The organism is Streptomyces sp. NPDC088197, from assembly GCF_044741185.1.
GTDB lineage: Bacteria > Actinomycetota > Actinomycetes > Streptomycetales > Streptomycetaceae > Actinacidiphila.
The window spans coordinates 141,471-158,016 of sequence record NZ_JBIUSD010000003.1 but is presented as its reverse complement, the minus strand read 5'-3'; the positions used below and the strand labels follow the sequence as shown (position 1 = coordinate 158,016).

Here is a 16,546-nt window from a genome sequence, read left to right as displayed (position 1 = left end):
AGGGGGTCCGGGGACAGCGTCCCCGCACCCCCTTCGTACAACGACCTCCGAGCCCGACCGCCTAGCGGCCCTTCGGCATCCGCATCCCCTTGGGCATCGGGCCCTTCGGGATCGGCATGTTGCTCATCAGATCCCCGAGCGCCCGCAGCCGGTCGTTCACCTCGGTCGTCTTCGGGCCGGACAGCACGCGCGGCAGCTTCAGCAGCGTGGTGCGCACCTTCTTCAGCGACAGCTCGTCCGGGCCGTTGCCGACGATGAAGTCGTGCACCGGCACGTCGAAGACGACCCGGTTGACCTTCTTCTTCTCGGCGGCCAGCAGGCCCTTCACGCGGTTCGGGTTGCCTTCACCGATCAGGACGACACCGGCCTTGCCGACGGCGCGGTGCACCACGTCCTGGCTCTTGTTCATCGCGACGGCCGGGGTGACGGTCCAGCCGCGTCCGACATTCTGCAGAACGGCCGCGGCGGCGCCCGGCTTGCCTTCGAGCTGCCCGAACGCGGCCTTCTCGGCCCGGCGGCCGAAGATGACCGCCATCGCGAGGAAGGCCAGCAGGAAGCCAAGGATGCCTGCGTAGATGGGGTGACCGATCAAGAAGCCGAGGGCGAGGATGACACCGAAGGTGACGATTCCCACAGCCGCAACGACAAGCCCGACCTTGGGGTCGGCCTGCCTGGTCATCTTGTAGGTCTGGACGATCTGCTTCAGTCGTCCAGAATTCTCGGGGTTCTCGGGTGTTTCCTTCCTCGCCATGCCGCTCAGGATACGCGAGGGGGGTGCCCGCTCAGTCGTTGAGGGCGCTTCCCCGTGCGGCGCTCACAAGGGCGTCCATCTCGTGCTGCGCCTCCCGCCGGTCCCGGGCCCTGCGGCGGTCCTCGACGACGGCTGCCCAGGCGTTACGGCGGGCTGTCTGCTGCCCGCCGCGCAGCAGAAAGGACTCCACGGCGCGCAGCGCCACGGCCGGACGGATGTGCACGGACTCGGACGGCATGGCGTCCCCCTCATATGCGGCTGAGAGCTGAGAGCTGGGAGCAGGAAGGTGCGGGGCGGTACGTGATGACGCGCGTGGTGCGGGCAGCGCCGGTGACTCGAAGAGCCCCGTGCGTGACACCAGGGTCGCCACAACGTGTTACCAGTCGGTGACCACTCGGTCAATCTCGCATGAAAGCATCGGTCCGGCAGCACGGCGCCCCGCCAGGTCACTCGCCCGGCGGGGCGTCGTCGGCGGTGAGCGGACTCACACGACGAGGGTCGGAACCGAGGGTCGGAACGGGGCCATGACGGGGGTCACGGCCGGGGCCACGACGGAGGTCACGGCCGGGGTCATACGGAGGGCGCCGCCACCGGGCCCACGGCCAGCCGCTCGCCCTCCCGCAGCCGCTTGTCCACGGCCTGCTGGAAGAGCCGTCCGGCGCGGTACGAGGAACGGACCAGCGGCCCGGACATGACGCCCGCGTAGCCGATCTCCTCGGCCTCCTCCTTCAGCTCCACGAACTCCGCGGGCTTCACCCAGCGCTCCACGGGGTGGTGCCGCACGGACGGCCGCAGGTACTGCGTGATGGTGATCAGCTCGCAGCCCGCGTCGTGCAGGTCCTGGAGCGCCTGGCTGATCTCCTCGCGCTCCTCGCCCATGCCCAGGATCAGGTTGGACTTGGTGACCAGACCGGCCTCGCGGGCGCGGGTGATCACTTCGAGCGAGCGCTCGTAGCGGAAGCCGGGGCGGATCCGCTTGAAGATCCGCGGCACCGTCTCGACGTTGTGCGCGAGCACCTCGGGGCGGGAGCCGAAGACCTCGGCGAGCTGCGCGGGCTCGGCGTTGAAGTCGGGGATGAGCAGCTCGACCTTGGTGTGGCCGCCCTCGCGCGCCGCCGTCATGGCGTGGATCTGGCGGACGGTCTCCGCGTACAGCCAGGAGCCGCCGTCCTCCAGGTCGTCGCGGGCGACGCCGGTGATCGTGGCGTAGTTGAGGTCCATCGTGACGACGGACTCGCCGACGCGGCGCGGCTCGTCACGGTCGAGCGCCTGCGGCTTGCCGGTGTCGATCTGGCAGAAGTCGCAGCGCCGCGTGCACTGGTCGCCGCCGATGAGGAAGGTCGCCTCGCGGTCCTCCCAGCATTCGTAGATGTTGGGACAGCCGGCCTCCTGGCACACCGTGTGCAGCCCCTCGCTCTTCACGAGTTTCTGCATCTGGGTGTACTCGGGGCCCATCTTGGCGCGGGTCTTGATCCACTCGGGCTTGCGCTCGATGGGGGTCTGGCTGTTGCGGACCTCCAGGCGCAGCATCTTGCGTCCGTCGGGTGCGACTGCGGACACGACCGGCTCCCTAAAGCTTCGATTCTTCGGCGAACACCAGAGTACGCCCGTGATTCGTACGGCTTGATCCGTGCGGCTTCCTCTGGAAGCAACCAGCCGTGTCGTAGCCGCATTCCCGGCCGGATACCTGCTACCGCCGAGGCCCGGCGGTACGGCCACCGGCCCCGGTCGTACGGCCGGCGATACGGCCCGTGAGCCCCCGTCGTACGGCCCACCGCCCCGGCTATACGGCCCGCGGCAGCGGCACGACCGCGCCCAGGACGTCCGCCAGGTGCCGTTCCAGCACCGGCAGCACCTCGGTGACGCCGATGTCGCGGCCCAGTTCGTTGGAGAGCGAGGTGACGCCCGCGTCGCGGATGCCGCAGGGCACGATCCGGTCGAACCAGGTGTTGTCGGGGTCGCAGTTCATCGCGAAGCCGTGCATCGTCACGCCCTTGGCGACGCGGATGCCGATCGCGGCGAGCTTGCGGTCCTCGCGGCGCTGTCCGGCGTTGGAGGGCGCGTACTCGGGGCCGTTCAGCCGCGGGTCGAACTCGCTGTCCTCGCCCCCCTTCGACGGGGAGCCCGCTCCCACCCGCGGGTCGAGGTCGAGGGTCAGGCCGTTGACCGCCGGGCGTTCCGCCACCGGGTCACCGAGCACCCAGACCCCGCTGCGGCCCTCCACGCGCGTGGTCTCCAGACCGAATTCGGCGCAGGTACGGATCAGCGCCTCTTCCAGACGGCGTACGTGCGCGACCACGTCGACCGGGCGCGGCAGCTTCAGGATCGGGTAGCCGACGAGCTGGCCGGGGCCGTGCCAGGTGATCTTGCCGCCGCGGTCCACGTCGACCACGGGGGTGCCGTCCAGCGGGCGCTCGCTGTCGGTCGTACGGCGTCCCGCCGTGTAGACCGGCGGGTGTTCGAGGAGCAGGCAGGTGTCGGGGATCTCGTCCTCCACGCGTGCGGCGTGCACCCGGCGCTGTTCCTGCCACGCCTCGGTGTACTCGACGGCGTCGGCCCCGAACCCCAGGTGGACGAAGCGCAGCTCGTCCGTCCGCGCGGCGTCCTGCGGAAACCCCATGACCACTCCTCTGCGTGCCCGGCGGTGCTTGTTTCGCGCCTCTGCCACTGTACGGCGGCGGGTCCGTGGGGCCCGAGCGGGGCCGAAGCTTCCCGTCCTGTGGGGGCGGGGCTTGAGGCGGCGCCATAGCACGGTGCCTCCGACCGACCGGGGCGGTTTACCGACCCTTGAGGGTCCTTATCGCCCATTCGGGCGAATAACGAGGTCTTACGGTGAGCTTCCCGGTACCGACCGTTACATTCACGCCGTTCCGGTTACCTCCCCAGTCCCAGGAAGTGGACCGCACTGCCGATGACGGACCGTTCCACGCAGCGAACCCCGACCCGTCCCAACAGCAGACTCGCCTCGTTGATCGCGGAGGCAGGCTTCTCCAACGCGGGGCTCGCCCGCCGGGTCGACCAGCTCGGCATAGAGCACGGCCTCGACCTGCGGTATGACAAGACCTCGGTGACCCGCTGGCTGCGCGGCCAGCAGCCACGCGGCACCACACCCGCGCTGATCGCCGAGGTCTTCACCCAACGGCTCGGCCGCCGGCTCTCCGCCCAGGACCTCGGGCTCGACGCGTGCGCGCCGGTCTACGCGGGCCTCGAATTCGCCGGGTCGCCCGACGAGGCGGTGGACATCGTCAGCGGCCTGTGGCGCAAGGACACCGGCAACCAGACGGAGCTGCGGAAGATCGCCTTCACCGCGGCCGGGCTCGTCGTGCCCAGCCGCGACTGGCTGATCGGCCGCGCCGACGAGAGGGTCGCGCGGGGCGCCGACGCCACGCCGGTACGGGTGCCCGCGCAGAGCCGCGGCCCCGGCCCCCTGGGGCTCCCGCCGTCCGCCGCGCCCGGACCCGCGCCGGGGCTCGCCGCTAAGGCCGGGCCGCCCCGCGCCAAGGTCGGGGCCGGTGACATCGCCGCCCTGCGCGCCGTCGGCGACCTCTTCCGGGGGCTCGACCACGCGTACGGCGGCGGCCACGCCCGCCAGGCCCTCGTCCGTTACCTGGAGCACGAGGCCGAGCCGATGCTGCGCGGCAGTTACGGCGAGGCACTCGGCCGCCGCCTGTTCTCCTCCGTCGCCGACCTCACCCGGCTCGCCGGATGGACGTCGTACGACATCGGCGCGCACGGGCTCGCGCAGCGCTACTTCGTCCAGGCGCTACGGCTCTCGCAGGCCGCGGGGGACCGGGTCTACGGCGGCTACGTGCTCGTCACCATGAGCCGCCAGGCCGTCTACCTCGGGCACGGCCGCGAGGCCGTCCAGCTCGCCCGGGTCGCTCAGCAGGGCGTCGGCTCCGGCGCGCCCGCCGTCGTCCAGGCCCTGCTGCACAGTGCCGAGGCGCGCGGGCACGGGCTGCTCGGTGAGATCCGCGCGTGTTCCGCGGCGCTCGCGCGGGCCGAACGCTCGCTCGGGGCGGCCCGCTCCGGTGACGAGGTGCCCTCCTGGGCGCGCTTCTTCGACGAGGCCCAGCTCGCCGACGAGTTCGGGCACTGCCACCGGGACCTCCAACTGCACCGGGCCGCCGCGCAGCACGCCGAGCGCTCCCTCCAGCTCCGCGCCCCCGCGTACGCCCGCAGCCGGCTCTTCTGCCGCACCGTGCTCGCTTCCGCTCGCCTCGGGCTCGGGGAGGTGGACGTCGCCTGTGCTCTCGGCATCGAGGTCATGCAGCAGGCCACCGAGATGCGGTCGGCTCGCGCCGTCGAGTACGTGCGGGACTTCGGGCGGCGCCTTGAGCCGTATCGCGATGCCGCGGCCGTTCGCGCCTTTCGCGACCGCGCCGTCGCCTTGGGGCTGGTCGCCCCATGACGACCTCCGGTCACGGTCCCTTACCCACCTCCCGCAGGTGGGTCCCCCCCAGGGGCGCGGTCCCCTGACGTCCCCCCCACCCCGCCGGGGCAGCTCGGTGGCTCCCCGGACCACCAGCCGGTGGTGGGTCGCCCGCGCAGTTCCTCCCCCAGCCTCCGGCCGGGAGGTGCCCCCAGCGCCCCTGGCGGGGCGGGCCGTCTTTCGTCCGGGCGGTGAGCCGATCCTTTTAGGGGCGCGGGGAACTGCGCGCTCAGCCACGACGCTCCTGCGGGTCACCACCGGCCCCGGCGGGGCAGTTCGGTGGTGTTCGGTCCACCGGCCGGTGGTGGGTTGCTCGCGCAGTTCCTCGCGCCCCTGGCGGGGCGACTGTCTTTCGGCCGGGCGGTGAGCCGATCCTTTTAGGGGCGCGGGGAACTGCGCGCTCAGCCACGATGCTCCTGCGGGTCACCACCGGCCCCGGCGGGGCAGCTCGGCGGTGTTCGGTCCACCGGGCCGGTGGTGGGTTGCTCGCGCAGTTCCTCGCGCCCCTGGCGGGGCGGGCCGTCATTCGTCGGGGCGGTGAGCCGGTCTTTTAGGGGCGCGGGGAAGTGCGCGCTCGGCCACTGACGGTGGCGCGGGCGAAGAACCGGCCCCGGTGGGGCAGGGGCTAGGCGGCCTGGGGGGTGGGGGTGTCGGCGGGGTGGGGGACGGCGTCGCGGAGGATGCTGTGGGCGGCGCGGCGGGCGGAGAGAAGGGCGCCCTGGGGCGTGCTGGTGGTGCGGTGGGCACCGCAGATGTAGAGACCGTCGAGGAGCCGGGCGGGACGCCGCAAATCGTGGGGCGCGGGCATGGCCGGCACGGCCTCGGGATCGTTGTGGACGGCGAGCAGCTCCCACGCGTCGGTGGAGGTCTCGTACAGCTCGGCGAGGTGAGCGCGGACGGTCTTGTCGCCCGCCCCGTCGGGCGGCGGCCCGAGGACGACGGACGTGACGAGGGCGCGCCCGGCCGGCGCCCGGCTCGGGTCGATCTCACTGACCGGGAGAGTGTGCGAGACGGGCCCCATGCGGTCGGCGTCGAGGACGAGCACCGGCTCGCGTACGGGTGGGACGGGCGCCGCGTGGTGCAGCACGGTGACCTCGTGGAAGGACGGCACCCGCAGCCCCGGCAGGAGTTCGGCCGCGGCCCGCGCCCCGGTGGCCACCAGCACGGCCCGGCAGGGCAGTTCGGTGCCGTCCTCGGTCTGCACGCAGTTGACGGCGACCCGCACCGCGCGCGTGCCGAGCCGTACCGCGCCCGGCGGGAGCCCCGCGGCGAGCCGCCGCGGCACGGACGCCGCGCCCGTCGCGGGCAGGCACGTACGGCCGCGGGCGAAGCCGCGCAGCACCAAGTCGGCGCAGCGGCTGGAGGTTTGCAGCTCCGGGTCGCACAACAGGGCGGCCAGCAGCGGCCGTACGAAGCCCTCGACGGTCCGCGGCGCGAAACCGCGTGCGCTCAGCGCCCGCGCGGCGGTCGTCTCGGGTCGGCTGGCGAGCCGTGAGGCGGGCGTCGCGGCAAGGCGGTTGAGGGTGGTGCCGAGCCGGGCCCGGTCCAGCGTGGAGCCGATCGGGGCACGGGCCGAGCCGCGAACGGTACGGGAGCCGCGCGCGTCACCGACCCGGTAACCGCGCCCGTCGGCTCTGACCAGGGCGCCGGGCGCGAGCGGCGCCAGCGGCAGCCCCCGCAGCCCCGGCGTGCGGCGCAGTTCCGGATAGGACGTGTTGAGCAGGTGAGCGCCGCGGTCGAGCCGGAAGCCGTCCACCACGTCGGTGGCCATGCGGCCGCCGACGTGGTCGGCGGCCTCCAGGACGGTGACCGACAGGCCGCCGCCGATGAGTTGATGCGCGGCGGACAGCCCGGATATGCCTGCGCCGATCACGACGACGTCCACGATTCCCGCGACGTCACGGCGTGCTGGTGAGAGCACTGTGCCCCTCCCCGAGGTCGGGTTCGAATCCCCGCTCACGTCGGCGTCACGCCCGAGGCGTCGCAGAACGCTGGTAAAGGTCATGCCCTCATCAAAGCCATCTGATGCCGGGGCAACCCGCCGATTCCAGCCCTTATCCAGCGCTTTTCGGCACCCCCGGCCGAATGTCTCCGGCCCGGTCACCTCTCCGGCCCGGTCGCCTCTCCGGCCGCCGCCCGCGCGACGCCCCGCCGCCCGCGCGACGCCCCGCCGCCCGCGCGACGCCCCGCCCCGCCGTCATAGGCGCCGCAGCAGCGGCTATTCGGCGAGAGCCGCCGTCACGGCCTGCGCGAATTCGGGAAAGGCGAAGCGGAAGCCGGAGTCCAAGAGGCGCTTGGGGCGGACCCGTTGGCTGCCCGTGACGTCCTGGGCCAGTTCGCCGAGGACCAGGCGCAGGACGGACTCCGGGACCGCGGCCACGGTGGGGCGGTGCAGGACGCGCCCCATCTCGGCGGTGATCTCACGGTTGGTCAGCGGCTCGGGCGCGGTGAGGTTGACCGGCCCGGACAGATCGGCCGTGTCCAGCGCGTAGCGAATGGCGGCCACCTCGTCGTGCAGGGCGATGAAGCTCCAGAACTGCCGTCCGTCGCCCAGGCGTCCGCCGAGCCCGGCCTTGAACAGCGGGAACAGCCGCGCCCACGCGCCGCCGCCCTTGGCGACGACCAGGCCCGTACGGGGGTGGACGGTACGGATGCCGGCCGCGCGGGCGGGATCGGCCGCGGCCTCCCACTCCTGGCACAGCTCGGCCAGGAAGCCGCTGCCCACCGGGCTGTCCTCATCGACGGCCGTGTCGCCGGTGTCGCCGTAGATGCCGATGGCGCTCGCGCTGACCAGGACCCGAGGCGGGGTGTCGAGCGCGGCGGCGGCCTTGGCGACGGCGCCGGTGCCGAGCACCCGGCTGTCCACCAGCTCCTTCTTGCGGCTGTCGGTCCAGCGGCGGTCGCCGATCCCGGCGCCCGCCAGGTGCACGACGGCCTCGCAGCCCTCGAGACCCGCGGTGTCCACCGTGCCGCGCGCCGGATCCCAGCGCACCTCGGCGGGACCGACGGGCGCGCGCCGCACCAGCCGTACGACGTCGTGGCCGTCCGCGGCGAGCGAGCGGGACAGGGCGGAGCCGATCAGACCGGAGGAACCCGTGACTGCGATACGCATAGTCGCATTGTGCCCGCCGACGGCCCGGGACGTCCGATGCCGGCGCGCGGCGCGCCATGGCACAGTGACCGGCATGACCTCAGCGACCGTCCGGCCCGCGACCCGCGCCGACGACTCCGCCCTCGCGGCCCTCGACGCCCGTACCTGGTCCCCGCTGCACTCCGTACAGCCAGCACCGGCGCCCGGCGCCGCCTTCTACGGCTCGCCCGACGGACACCGGTACGTCCTGGTCGCCGAGGCCGAGGGCCGGCTGGCCGGATATCTCAAGCTGGCCCCGCCGACCGCCCTGGCCTGCAACGCGCATGTGCGGCAGATACAGGGTCTGGCCGTCGACACCTGGGCGCGCGGGCGCGGCATCGCGCGCACGCTGATGGACGCCGCCGTCACCGAGGCGCGGCGGCAGGGCGCCGTTCGGATCACCCTGCGGGTGCTGGGGCACAACGCCCCGGCCCGGCGGCTCTACGAGTCGGTCGGCTTCGCCGTGGAGGGCGTGCTGCCGGGGGAGTTCCTGCTGGACGGCGCCTACGTGGACGACGTCCTGATGGGCCGGGCGGTCGACCTCACGGCGGTCTGAGCCGACAGAACCGCGCCGCCAGAACCGAGCCGACGGTGCCCCGTCGACAGAGCCCCGCCGACAGAGCCGAGCCGAGCGACAGAGTCGCGCCGACAGAACCGACAGAACCGACAGAACCCGACAGAACCGCGCCGCCAGAGCCGGCTCAGCCGAAGCGCGACCACAGCTGCGGATACCGCTCCGCCATCGCCCGCTCGTCGTCCATGTCCAGCGACTCGCCCTCCGGCTGCTCCGGCTGCGCGAGTTCGAGGTCCGGCAGCCGGACCCCGGTGAGCTGCTCGTACGCCTCGTCCGCCGCGTAGCCCAGATCCTCCGCGTCGCCGTCCGTCTCCGGGTCGAACTCGGTGACGAGGAAGGCCAGGTCGTCGGGGGCGGCCAGACCGCCCTCGAAGACATGGCGACCCTGGCCGATCAGCCAGCAGCGGAAGTAGTCGAAGGACTCGTCGTCCGCGCCGCCCAGCATGATGTCGGCGGCGCCCCACAGATCCCAGCGGAAGGCCCGGACGAACCGGGTCTCGAAGTGCCGGGCGAAGTCCACCACGGAATCCGGGTCGAGCTGGGCCAGCCGCTCGATCAGCAGGTCGGCATGCTCCTCCGGATCGCCGTCCGCCGCCTCTCGCGTACGGTCGACGATCTCCCAGAACTCCGTCTCGTCCATCACTGGTCCAGCTTCCCGGTTGCCGCGCGCACCCGCACGCGGAGTGCCCCGGATGCGCCCGTGTCGTTACGGACTCCATCCGTGCGGGGTGGGTCGCCCACTGTACGAGGTCCGGGGGGTCAGCGCCGACCGAGGGTGAGCTGGTACTCGACCGTGCGGCGCAGCGGCCGGAAGCCGAGCGCGGTGTTGAGGGCCAGCATGTGCCGGTTGTCGTCGGCGTTGTCCGTCTGCACGGCGGTGAGCTGCGGGAATTCCTCCCGTACCCGGCGCAGCATCTCGGCCTTCACCCACAGCCCGAGGCCGTGGCCGCGGTGCGCGGGGAGGACGGCCGTGTCGTACTGCTGGGCGGTGCCCGCGCCCTCCGCCGGGATCACCAGCTCGGTGTAACCGGCGACGGAGCCGTCGAGCGCGTCCACCGCGGCGACCGTCAGCAGTTGCTCGCCGCGCCGGGCGATCACCTCGGCGGCCTCGCGGACCGCGGCCACGTCCCAGCGCACCTCGCCGAAGTCCATGGCGCCGGTCGGCATGTCGTCCATGGCGCGCCGGGCGTCCGCGAAGCTCTCGGCGAGCGCGTCGGGGACGACCCCGTCCCAGGACGTCAGCCGGTAGCCGGGGTGCGGGACGTCGGGGAGCTTGTGGATACGGTCGGGTACGTCGTCGAGCGCGAGCCGCTGCCAGGTCAGCCGCAGGACCGGATGGAAGTCGCGGGTGGCCAGAAATCCCTCGTGCGGGGTACCCGCCATGACCTCGGTGACCACGCTGCGGCAGCCCGCCTCGGCCGCGGCCTCGGTCACCGTGGACAGCAGCCGCGAGCCGGTGCCCAGCCGCCGGTAGGCGGGGTGGACGGTCATCCTGACCTCGGCGAGGTGGCTGCGCCCCGGTTCGCTGAACAGCCGCAGGGTCGCGGTGGCCACCGGCTCCTCGTTCGCGTTGCGCACCAGCCACAGCAGCAGCCTGCTGCGGTTCCCCGTCGTCGTCAGCTTCGCCTGGAGGGCGGTGGCGGACAGCACGGGCTCACCTGGCCGGTCGTGTGCGAGAGCGGCCGACTGCACCCGGTGCCAGGCGCGGAAATCCTCGGCGGTCGGAGCCGTCAGAGGGCTGGGATTTGGTGGCATCCGAGGGAACGTAGCCGGTAGCTGTATGCGCCCGCAATCTCTTTCCGGCCAGGACGGGAGCGGGCGCTAGCCGATTCACGCACCTCTCGCGTTCCACCGGGCCGCACCCGTACCGCCGCACATCCCGTACGGTACGGGCCGCGCGCGGTTTCGCGGGCTCTGCGGAGGGTCGCCGCGGCCGGTGGCACGGGGTGACTCGGGGGTGGCCGGAAACGTCTGCTGAAACCTATGAATATTCTCTGAGGCGGATACGGCCGCGCGGGGTGCGAAGGTCCGCGCGCGGCCGTACCAGGGCTGTTCGGGGCGCGGACGGGACGCGTACCGCGCCCGTCCGCCATCGGCCTTACAGGCCGTACCGCTCGGCGGCCTCCTTGACCGTCTCGGGCTTGATGTCGCCGCGCCGGGCGAGCGCGGCGAGCGCCGCGACCACCAGCGACCGCGGGTCCACCCCGAAGTGGCGGCGGGCCGCGTCGCGGGTGTCGGACAGGCCGAAGCCGTCGGTGCCCACCGACGTCCAGTCCTGCTCCACCCACTGCGCGATCTGGTCGGGCACCGCCCGCATCCAGTCGCTGACCGCGACCACGGGACCCGGCGCGCCTTCCAGCGCCCGCGTCACGTACGGCACCCGCTCCTCGCCGCGCAGCCGGGCCGCGTCGCACTCCAGCGCCTCGCGCCGCAGCTCGGTCCAGGACGGCGCGGACCACACGTCGGCGGCCACACCCCACTCCTGCGCCAGTATCCGCTGCGCGTCCAGCGCCCAGTGGATCGCGGTGCCGGACGCCAGCAGTTGCAGCCTGGCCGCGTCCGCCGCCGGGTCCTGCGCCTGCTGGAAGCGGTAGAGGCCCTTGAGGATGCCGTCCTCGACGCCCTCGGGCATCGCGGGCTGCACCTTCGGCTCGTTGTAGACCGTCAGGTAGTAGAAGACATCCTCGGCGTCCGGCCCGTACATCCGCCGCAGACCCTCGCGGACGATCACCGCGACCTCGTACGCGAACGCCGGGTCGTACGAGAGCGCCGCCGGGTTGGTGGAGGCGATCAAGTGCGAGTGGCCGTCGGCGTGTTGCAGGCCCTCGCCGGTCATCGTGGTCTTGCCCGCGGTGGCGCCGATCACGAAGCCGCGGCCGAGCTGGTCGGCCAGCGCCCAGAACTGGTCGGCGGTCCGCTGCCAGCCGAACATCGAGTAGAAGATGTAGAACGGGATCATCGGCTCGCCGTGCGTCGCGTACGCGGTCGCGGCGGCCGTGAAGTCGGCGAGCGAACCGGCCTCGGTGATCCCCTCGTTGAGGATCTGACCGTCCTTCGCCTCCTTGTAGTACAGGAGTTGGTCGCGGTCGACCGGGTCGTACGTCTGCCCCTTCGGCGAGTACAGACCCGCGGACGGGAACAGCGACTCCATGCCGAAGGTGCGGGCCTCGTCGGGGACGATCGGCACCCAGCGGCGGCCGGTCTCCTTCTCCCGCATCAGGTCCTTGACCAGCCGCACGAACGCCATCGTGGTGGCGATCTCCTGCGTGCCCGAACCCTTCTCCAGCGCCTTGTACGCCTTGTCCGGCGGCAGCGGCAGCGGTTTGGCGACCACCTTGCGGGCCGGGGCGAGACCCCCGAGCGCCACCCGCCGCTCGCGCAGGTACCGCACCTCGGGCGAGTTCTCCCCGGGGTGCCAGTACGGGACCACGTCCGCGTCCAGCGCGCTGTCCGGGATCGGCAGCTCCAACAGGTCGCGCATCGTACGGAACTGAGCGCCCGTCAGCTTCTTCATCTGGTGGTTGGCGTTGCGCGACTCGAAGCCCGCGCCCAGCGTCCAGCCCTTGACGGTCTGCGCCAGGATCACCGTCGGCGCGCCCTTGTGCTCGACGGCCGCGCGGTAGGCCGCGTAGACCTTGCGCGGCTCGTGCCCCGCGCGCGAGCTCTGGAACAGCTCGGTCAGCTTGGCGTCGGTCAGCCGGGCGCCGATGGTGCGCAGCGAGGGGTCCGCGCCGAAGAAGTGCTCGCGCAGATAGACCGCGTCGCGCGTGGCGTACGTCTGGAACTGCGCGTCCGGGACCTCGCGCAGCCGCTTGAGCAGCGCGCCGTCCACGTCCTGGGCGAGCACGTCGTCCCAGGCCGCGCCCCACAGCGACTTGACCACGTTCCAGCCCGCCGCGCGGAACTGGGACTCCAGCTCCTGCACGATCTTGAAGTTGGGGCGGACCGGGCCGTCGAGCCGCTGGAGATTGCAGTTGATGACGAAGGTGAGGTTGTCCAGGCCCTCGCGGCCGGCCAGCGCCAGGGCGGCGGTCGACTCGGGCTCGTCCATCTCGCCGTCACCGAGGAACGCCCACACGTGGGAGTCCGAGGTGTCCTTGATGCCGCGGTGCTCCAGATAGCGGTTGAACCGCGCCTGGTAGATCGCCGACAGCGGGCCGAGGCCCATCGAGACGGTGGGGAACTCCCACAGCCAGGGCAGCCGCCGCGGGTGCGGGTACGAGGGCAGGCCGTCGCCGTTCGCCTCCTGGCGGAAGCGGTCGAGCTGGCCCTCGGTCAGCCGCCCGTCGAGGAACGCGCGGGCGTAGATGCCGGGGGAGGCGTGGCCCTGGAGGTAGAGCTGGTCCCCGCTGCCCGCGCCCTCCTTGCCCCTGAAGAAGTGCTGGAAGCCGGTCTCGTAGAGCCAGGCCGCCGAGGCGAAGGTCGCGATGTGGCCGCCGAGGCCCAGGCGGCTGCCGCGGGTGACCATGGCCGCCGCGTTCCACCGGTTCCACGCGGTGATCCGCGCCTCCAGTGCCTCGTCGCCCGGGTAGGCGGGCTCGGCGGAGGTCGGGATCGTGTTGATGTACTCGGTTTCGAGCAGCGACGGAAGCCCGACGCCCGCCCCGGCGCTTTCCAGGGTGCGACGCATCAGATACGCGGCCCGGTGCGGACCGGCCGCCTTGGCGACCGCCTCCAGCGACGCGAGCCACTCCGAGGTCTCTTCCGGGTCGCGGTCCGGGATCTGGTCGAGCTGGCCCCGCGGGGGGCGTACGTCGTCGGGCATGGGTGCCGCCTTCGAACGGAGGTTGGGGGTGGGGAATGCGCTTGTCGGCACGACAGGGCTGTTCCCCACCGACGACGATACGCCGACGATCGATGATCGATCAATGGCTTCCGGGCCAGTAATTCCAAGACGGCACGGGGTGCCAGACCTTAAGGCACGGGGTGCCTCGGCCTTGTGGCCTTGCATGTCACGGAAACCGCCGGCCGCCGGGGCCGCGGGGGATGTCGTCAGACCTGGGGAGCGCAGCTCAGGACGTGGGACTTGATGAGACCGCAGATGTCCGGGTCACGGCGTACGAAGGCGTCGACTATGTCCTGGTGCTCGGCCGCGTACGGGCGGGGCTCCGGGCTCAGCCAGCGGATGGACAGCGTCGTCCAGACCTCGATGCCCAGCGACTCCCAGGCGTGCAGCAATACGGCGTTGTCGGCCGCGCGCACCAGCTCGTGGTGGAAGGCGACGGTGTGTCTGACCTGGGCCTCGCTGTCCAGGGCTGCGTCGGCGTCGCGCAGGGCGGCCACCTCGCGCTCGAGGGCGGCGGGGTCGGCGGCGAGCCGGGCCGCGGCCAGTTCCGCGGCGACCTGTTCGAGCCCGGCGCGCACCGGATAGCTCTCCTTGAGGTCGGCGGCGGTCAGGCTCCGTACGCGTACGCCCTTGTTGGGCGCGGACTCGATCAGCCGCAGCGTCTCCAGCTCCCGCAGCGCCTCCCGCACCGGCGTCTGGCTGACCTGGAGCTCCACCGCGATCCGGCGCTCCACGATCCGCTCGCCCGGCTTCCAGCGCCCGCTCACGATGCCTTCGAGGATGTGCTCCCGGATCTGCTCACGCAGGCTGTGGACGACCAGGTGCTGGACGACGGCAGGGGCCATGGGGCGCTCCTTCACGGTTTGCGTGACATAGACGATACGACCAGGAAGCGGCGCTGCCTCCCCGCAGGCAGCTGCGGGGGCCCGCCGGGACGCGAAGGAGCCCCCGTCCCGGAAGAGGGACGGGGGCTCCTTCGTACACGCCGTACAGGCCCGTGTGCGGCCTTACAGGCCCAGCTCGACCTCGAACTCGCCCGCTTCGAGGATCTCCTTGACCGCCGTCAGGTAACGGGCGGCGTCCGCGCCGTCCACCAGCCGGTGGTCGTAGGAGAGCGCCAGGTACGTCATGTCCCGGACGCCGATGACCGTGCCGTCGGGGGTCTCGACGACCACCGGGCGCTTGACGGTCGCGCCGACACCGAGGATGGCGGCCTGGTTCGGCGGCACGATGACCGTGTCGAACAGCGCGCCGCGCGAACCGGTGTTGCTGATCGTGAAGGTCGCGCCCGCCAGGTCGTCCGGGGTGATCTTGCTGGCCCGCACGTTGCCCGCGAGCTCCGCGGTCTTCTTGGCGATACCGGCGATGTTGAGGTCGCCCGCACCCTTGATGACCGGGGTCATCAGACCGCGCTCGGAGTCCACCGCGATCCCGATGTTCTCGGAGTCGAAGTAGGTGATCGTGCCCTCGTCCTCGTTGATCCGGGCGTTGATGACCGGGTGGGCCTTCAGCGCCTGGGCCGCCGCCTTGACGAAGAACGGCATCGGGGACAGCTTCACGCCCTCACGGGCCGCGAAGGCGTCCTTCGCCGCGTTGCGCAGCCGCATCACGCGGGTCAGGTCCACCTCGACGACGCTGGTGAGCTGCGCCTGCGAGTGCAGGGCCTTCATCATGTTGTCGCCGATGACCTTGCGCATCCGGGTCATCTTGACCGTCTGGCCGCGCAGCGGCGACACCGCGGGCGCCGCCTTCTGGGCCGCGGCGGGCGCCGGCTTCGACGCGGCGGCCTTGGCGGCCTCCGCGGCGGAGATGACGTCCTGCTTGCGGATGCGGCCGCCGACGCCGGTGCCGCGCACCGAGCCGAGGTCCACGCCGCTCTCCGAGGCGAGCTTGCGGACCAGCGGGGTGACGTAGGCGCCGTCGTCACCGCTGGTGGCGACGGGAGCCGGGGCAGCCGGGGCCACCGGAGCGGGCGCCGGTGCCGGAGCGGCGGGCGCGGGCGCGGCGGGCGCGGGAGCCGGAGCGGCGGCGACAGGCGCGGGGGCCGGTGCCGGAGCGGCCGGAGCGGCCGGTGCGGGAGCCGGGGCGGCGGGGGCGGGAGCCGCAGGGGCCGGAGCCGGAGTCGGGGCGGGTGCCTCGGCGGGAGCCGGGGCCGCGGGCGCGGGCGCCGCGGCCGGGGCGGCACCGGCGGCGCCGACCACGGCCAGCTTCGCGCCGACCTCCGCGGTCTCGTCCTCCTGGACCAGGATCTCCAGCAGGGTGCCCGCCACCGGCGACGGGATCTCGGTGTCGACCTTGTCGGTCGAGACCTCGAGCAGCGGCTCGTCGGCCTCGACGCTCTCGCCGACGGCCTTCAGCCAACGGGTCACGGTGCCCTCGGTGACGGACTCACCGAGCGCGGGCAGGACGACGTCGGTGCCGCTCGCGCCGCCGCCACCGCTGGCCGCCTCGGCGGTCGGGGCGGGCGCGGGCGCCGCCTGCTCGGTGGACGGAGCCGCCTGAGCGGGCTCGGGAGCCGCAGGTGCCTGGGCGGCCTCGGGAGCCGCCGGCGCCTGGGCGGGCTCGGGCTCGGCCGCCGCAGCCGGGGCAGCCGCGGGCGCGCCGCCGCCGCTGCCGTCGTCGATGACGGCCAGCTCGGCGCCGACCTCGACCGTCTCGTCCTCGGCGACCTTGATGGACGCGAGCACGCCGGACGCGGGGGAGGGGATCTCGGTGTCGACCTTGTCGGTCGAGACCTCGAGCAGCGGCTCGTCGGCCTCGACGCGCTCGCCCTCGGCCTTCAGCCAGCGGGTGACAGTGCCCTCGGTCACGCTCTCGCCGAGCGCCGGCAGGGTTACGGAAACCGCCATGGTTGCGGTTACTCCTAACGATCT

13 protein-coding genes are annotated in these 16,546 nt (G+C 72.8%); 2 read left to right on the top strand and 11 right to left on the bottom strand.

Annotated elements, in window-relative coordinates:
- Window positions 1–61: 61 nt before the first annotated feature.
- The 4 genes from ACIOC1_RS09215 to lipB all read right to left on the bottom strand — a co-directional run bounded on the left by ACIOC1_RS09215 (window position 62) and on the right by lipB (window position 3,371).
- Window positions 62–751: a DUF4191 domain-containing protein gene (locus ACIOC1_RS09215; RefSeq protein WP_355334356.1), complete on the bottom strand. Its 690-nt coding sequence runs from the start codon at window positions 749–751 to the stop codon at window positions 62–64.
- A gap of 31 nt (window positions 752–782) precedes the next feature.
- Window positions 783–989 (bottom strand): hypothetical protein, encoded by a 207-nt coding sequence (locus tag ACIOC1_RS09210; protein ID WP_355334353.1) that lies wholly within the window; start codon window positions 987–989, stop codon window positions 783–785.
- A 332-nt stretch (window positions 990–1,321) separates the two neighbouring features.
- The gene (gene lipA / locus ACIOC1_RS09205; protein WP_355334351.1) at window positions 1,322–2,311 is read right to left on the bottom strand and encodes a lipoyl synthase; all 990 of its coding nucleotides are present in this window, start codon (window positions 2,309–2,311) and stop codon (window positions 1,322–1,324) included.
- A gap of 223 nt (window positions 2,312–2,534) precedes the next feature.
- Window positions 2,535–3,371 (bottom strand): lipoyl(octanoyl) transferase LipB, encoded by an 837-nt coding sequence (gene lipB, locus ACIOC1_RS09200; RefSeq protein ID WP_401852962.1) that lies wholly within the window; start codon window positions 3,369–3,371, stop codon window positions 2,535–2,537.
- A gap of 291 nt (window positions 3,372–3,662) precedes the next feature.
- On the opposite strand from lipB, the gene ACIOC1_RS09195 reads away from it, so the two are divergent.
- Complete coding sequence (locus ACIOC1_RS09195) at window positions 3,663–5,162, top strand: regulator (protein ID WP_401852959.1); 1,500 nt, start codon at window positions 3,663–3,665, stop codon at window positions 5,160–5,162.
- Window positions 5,163–5,808: 646 nt separating this feature from the next.
- On the opposite strand, the gene ACIOC1_RS09190 is transcribed toward ACIOC1_RS09195, so the two are convergent.
- Window positions 5,809–7,104, bottom strand: coding sequence for an NAD(P)/FAD-dependent oxidoreductase (locus tag ACIOC1_RS09190; protein ID WP_355334343.1), 1,296 nt, complete (start codon window positions 7,102–7,104; stop codon window positions 5,809–5,811).
- A 297-nt stretch (window positions 7,105–7,401) separates the two neighbouring features.
- Complete coding sequence (locus ACIOC1_RS09185) at window positions 7,402–8,295, bottom strand: TIGR01777 family oxidoreductase (protein ID WP_355334341.1); 894 nt, start codon at window positions 8,293–8,295, stop codon at window positions 7,402–7,404.
- A 73-nt stretch (window positions 8,296–8,368) separates the two neighbouring features.
- Between ACIOC1_RS09185 and ACIOC1_RS09180 the strand changes: the two genes are divergently transcribed.
- Window positions 8,369–8,869 carry a GNAT family N-acetyltransferase gene (locus ACIOC1_RS09180; RefSeq protein WP_401852957.1) on the top strand — a complete coding sequence of 167 codons (501 nt, stop codon included), beginning with the start codon at window positions 8,369–8,371 and terminating at the stop codon, window positions 8,867–8,869.
- A gap of 145 nt (window positions 8,870–9,014) precedes the next feature.
- Here ACIOC1_RS09180 and ACIOC1_RS09175 read toward each other — a convergent pair whose 3' ends face one another.
- From ACIOC1_RS09175 to sucB, 5 genes are all read right to left on the bottom strand, one after another.
- The gene (locus ACIOC1_RS09175) at window positions 9,015–9,527 is read right to left on the bottom strand and encodes a DUF4240 domain-containing protein (RefSeq protein ID WP_355334336.1); all 513 of its coding nucleotides are present in this window, start codon (window positions 9,525–9,527) and stop codon (window positions 9,015–9,017) included.
- A gap of 119 nt (window positions 9,528–9,646) precedes the next feature.
- The gene (locus ACIOC1_RS09170; protein ID WP_391159838.1) at window positions 9,647–10,537 is read right to left on the bottom strand and encodes a GNAT family N-acetyltransferase; all 891 of its coding nucleotides are present in this window, start codon (window positions 10,535–10,537) and stop codon (window positions 9,647–9,649) included.
- Between the two features lie 448 nt (window positions 10,538–10,985).
- Window positions 10,986–13,652 (bottom strand): pyruvate dehydrogenase (acetyl-transferring), homodimeric type, encoded by a 2,667-nt coding sequence (gene aceE, locus ACIOC1_RS09165; protein WP_401852953.1) that lies wholly within the window; start codon window positions 13,650–13,652, stop codon window positions 10,986–10,988.
- A 227-nt stretch (window positions 13,653–13,879) separates the two neighbouring features.
- A complete protein-coding gene (locus tag ACIOC1_RS09160) occupies window positions 13,880–14,518 on the bottom strand; it encodes a GntR family transcriptional regulator (RefSeq protein WP_355334328.1) in 639 nt (212 codons plus the stop codon).
- Window positions 14,519–14,680: 162 nt separating this feature from the next.
- Window positions 14,681–16,522 carry a 2-oxoglutarate dehydrogenase, E2 component, dihydrolipoamide succinyltransferase gene (gene sucB / locus ACIOC1_RS09155; RefSeq protein WP_401852949.1) on the bottom strand — a complete coding sequence of 614 codons (1,842 nt, stop codon included), beginning with the start codon at window positions 16,520–16,522 and terminating at the stop codon, window positions 14,681–14,683.
- Window positions 16,523–16,546: the final 24 nt, after the last annotated feature.